This is a genomic window from Cysteiniphilum sp. (assembly GCF_057495195.1).
In genome coordinates this window covers 1-3,933 of record NZ_JBXTEF010000118.1, presented here as the reverse complement: position 1 = coordinate 3,933, position 3,933 = coordinate 1, and the positions used below count along the sequence as shown (strand labels likewise).

Below are 3,933 nucleotides of genomic sequence, written 5' to 3'. Positions count from 1 at the left end.
AGCCATTTAAATGGACATATAAGGGAAGAGTTCTACAGGCGACATAATATTTACTTATTTAAAGGATGAGGTAGTAGTTCCTTTTATTTTGTGGCGCTTAAGCTTAATGGAGGATACCCACTTGCATAAGTAGCCATTTTCTTAGCAAGTTTATCGTTTTTAACCTCTTTATCTGTAACCGAGTATCCCTCTTTGGTTAACGCTTCTTTAACCTTAACAAACAAGCTTTCACAGTCTTGTTTGTACTTACCGCTATAATCAAGTTTTGATGCCATATCGTCTGGATGTTTATTAAATGTATTTAATCGCTCTACACATTGAGAATAGGCTAAATATTTAATGAAAGGTGCTGAATCACTAAGCATTGTATCTCGAATTTTCAACACATCCGCCTTTGTTAATTGACTTAACGGCTTACCCGATGGCTGGCTATTACACCCCACTAAAAAAATGGCAGACAAAACACCTGTAGCAATCATTAGTTTTTTAATTTGTTTTGCTGTATTTAACTTAATCATGTTGGCTCACTCCTTTGTTATTACTTCTTTTGCTTATATTTGTTTGACGCTAGTTTGTATCCCAATGATTGATTGGGGTTTGAGTGCATGAGTTACCAAAGTTAGGGCATGGCGCGGTCAAATCCTGATGCGCACACCCTACCATTAGTAACCCACCAAAAACCAAGCCAGATAATGCCATCATGCGTTTAACTTGTTGTGCTTTTCTTGCTTTATTTGTATTGGCTTTTGCTAATTTAATTTGCTGTTTGTTCTTCATTTTCTCGCCCTTTGTGTTTGATTGGTTATTTTGCTTATTTTGCTTATTTTGTTAATTTAAAAACTTATTCCTATTTCGGTATCGCTAAAAACTGATTCTGCTCAGAACTACCATACACCCCTTGGAATTGACTTTGTGCCATGAGGTTAACTAATACCGATTGCATCCGTACCACCTCAAGCATGATATAGCCAAGCTGTTGCGATACCCTCGAATTTAAATCAATCGCTGATTTTGTGTTTTTGTTCTGTGATGATTCGATCTGCTGCCCGATCTGATGTAATTGATCTAAGTAGTCATTGATCTTGTTATATTCAGCGCGCGCCATTGTTGCCGCTGTCTGGTTAGTTTCTACCGACTGCTTATAATTATTCGCATCACTTGCTGAGCTTGTCTTGCCATAATCATCAACGGAGATCACAGCATGATCTTTTTGATAAGCCGCTAGTAATTCCTTGTAGCGTTCGTTATTACCACCAGCAACACCCTTTAATGCTTCCTGCCAATCTGGAGCTGACCATTTGCGATTGGTCAAATCCTCTGTGCTATTTAAAATGCCACCCATTTTATAATTCCCTGTAATGTTCTGGATATTCTGCTGTGACAAATTCACCTCATTAACCATTTGTCCGTACTGCTGTTTCATTTGACTTAACTGTGAATCTAATTGTTTAATCATTTCTATAGTTTTAGCAACTTGTGTTGGATCAATAACCACATCACCAACACCAAATATTGCATAGGATGAATGAAAAAACATTAAGATTAACATGACAGAAAGCAACATTTTTTTAAACCGAAGTTTTGTAAACATTTTTTAATACTCCTTATCTACTACTTAATGCCAAGCTTTTCGTAGTAAAGCTCACGGACACTTTCAGGGTTATCGTGCGCCTGATGTTCATCTAATAGCGCATTTAAAACCTTATTCACCTTTGGATTACTTGAAAGTACCGCTAAATAACGATCAAAGCCCGCAAGGTTTAACTTACCGATTGCCGTTTCATGCGCCTGTTTGTACAAAAACAGCCTTTTGGTGATAGGCGTTTTTTTGATAAAAGCAAACTCACTTGGCGTTAGGTTGAAATCCTTGTATCCCTCAACGGATGCGCTGCCATTAGGTGCAAAAATCGTTGTCGCGCAGTTAGTTAAAAACTGCTTGGCAATTGGTGAATCAATTAAACTGTCAACGGATTGTGTCGCCCCTAAAATGTGCATGTCTTTTTTCCGTAAAGTGGCAAGCTCTGCTTTCATCCATCCCGCCCAACTCGGGTCATCCAAGTTGTACCACATTTCATCAATAGTAATTGCCACAGGGTCATTGTGATAGTTGCGTGAATCTTTGATTTTGTAAAACAAATACTTTAGCAATACAGTTTTTAAGCGTGGCTGTTCTTTCAGTTTTGAGGTTTCAAAAAATGTTTTTCTTTGATCACCGTTGAATATATCCTCATCATTATCAAAGAACTCACAGTATTCGCCATCATCACGCTGTTTAGCGGCATTAGCCCTTAAAAAGGGTTTTAATTGCGTCCAACGTGAAAACTTAGGGCTTAGATACAAATCACAGACATTTGATAACGTCCGTTGCTCCACTGGGATATGCTCAAAGGCATAGTTAACACAGTTTTTAAGCTCTTCTTTGACTTCTGCATCAATCTCAATTTTCAGTGTTTCAGAATTTAAAGCGGTTTCTTTTTCATCGCGCGCTATGTCACATAAGAAATCTAAACAAAAAAGTCGCGTGTCTTTGCAGTCTTTCATCAAAAAAGGATTGTGTTTAATGTCCTTGCCGCTTTCAACATCATAGCTCATGTATGGGCTATTGGTGAACTTGGCATAGGCATACATGCCATGCTCATAGTCAAACAAAAATGAGCGTGTGCCGTATTTTTCAGATAAGGCATTCATCGTAAGCAAAAACACGGTTTTACCGAACTTATTAGCTCCTGCCATGAATGAATGCGCTGGCTCGATCTCAGTTTTAGAGCCTGAGCCTTTTGAATGCCAGTTAAACCACATAGGGGTTTGACTGGGCGTGTCAATTAAACAAATACCCTCACCCAAATGGGTGCGATGCGTATGCCCAGTTGGGTAGTTATGCAAAGGGAAAAAATGACAAACAACATCACTTGTTACAGGACGAGAGCGCATAATATATTTGCGATTACAAGGAAATTGCGCCCAAAATGCGCTATTGGTATTCCATGTTTCAACAAATGCGCGCATACCCGCTTCACTGTAAATTTTAATCACTTCATGACATTTGCGATCTAGTTTTTTCTGGCTACTTAAGGCTTGGGTTTTGTCATACTCAGACAAGACCATGACTGAGTTATGAAATGCGCCCATAGAAACATGCTCCGAAGCCACATCATCCTCAAGCTCAACGATCTGTTCAATCTGAGATTCTGCCTTATCGCCTGTTGAAACATGCTTCTCACGTGCCCGCTTTGCTTTACGCAATGATTGATCACGCGTTAATGGAAAATATGACACCGTGATTAAAAGCTCAGAATCCGTCCGTAAGAGACGATCGAAAGAAATAGGGGTTGTCCCTACCCCATAGTTCTTTACATTGATTATAGAGCCTAAAAACGCCTCTCCTGTGCTTCTTTCATTGATAAGGTAGCGCTTAAGCTTTTTGGAGAACACAGGCTCACCACATGCCAAAAACTCGCCAATGTTGCCGTAAGGGTACTTTGAAAACTCTTTAGCCTTGTTTTTGCTGTTATAGCCAAACATAGGCTCATTGGGATAATGATAGTTTAACTTTTCTAAGCCATTAACGAATGATCCCAGAAAACTTAAAACATTGGAGTATTCGAGGTTTTTGTCAGTTTCCTCGTCTACATCATCAATCACCTCAGCATGAAAATCATTATCTTTGCCTAATTGGTCACAGACCTCATGCAATTTAGCGTTGAGTTTGCCAATCGCTTCGCTGATATTGTCGCGCTCTTCCATAGTGACAAAAGTTTGATTGCTCGGTGACTTTTTAAAGCGACTAAATAAGTTACTGGGCTTAAGTAACCCAGATAAACCGCGATAGACCACGGTAATGTAAAGCTCATTGCGGTATAGCTCTGCATTTTGGTACTTATCGCGATATTTAGCCGTAAACTCTTTGGTAAAATCAGATTCACCGTGTACGTG

General features: G+C 39.2%; 4 protein-coding genes. All 4 read right to left on the bottom strand.

What is annotated here, in order from left to right; all coding sequences use genetic code 11:
- Nucleotides 1-83: 83 nt before the first annotated feature.
- Nucleotides 84-518 (bottom strand): hypothetical protein, encoded by a 435-nt coding sequence (locus ACY10D_RS10380; protein ID WP_487000663.1) that lies wholly within the window; start codon nucleotides 516-518, stop codon nucleotides 84-86.
- A 49-nt stretch (nucleotides 519-567) separates the two neighbouring features.
- On the bottom strand, nucleotides 568-777 hold the full coding sequence (locus ACY10D_RS10375; protein ID WP_487000662.1) for a hypothetical protein: 210 nt from the start codon (nucleotides 775-777) through the stop codon (nucleotides 568-570).
- 70 nt (nucleotides 778-847) lie between these two features.
- Complete coding sequence (locus ACY10D_RS10370) at nucleotides 848-1,591, bottom strand: type IV secretion system protein (RefSeq protein ID WP_487000661.1); 744 nt, start codon at nucleotides 1,589-1,591, stop codon at nucleotides 848-850.
- 20 nt (nucleotides 1,592-1,611) lie between these two features.
- A partial coding sequence (locus ACY10D_RS10365) for a VirB4 family type IV secretion/conjugal transfer ATPase (RefSeq protein WP_487000660.1) occupies nucleotides 1,612-3,933 on the bottom strand: 2,322 nt, incomplete at its 5' end.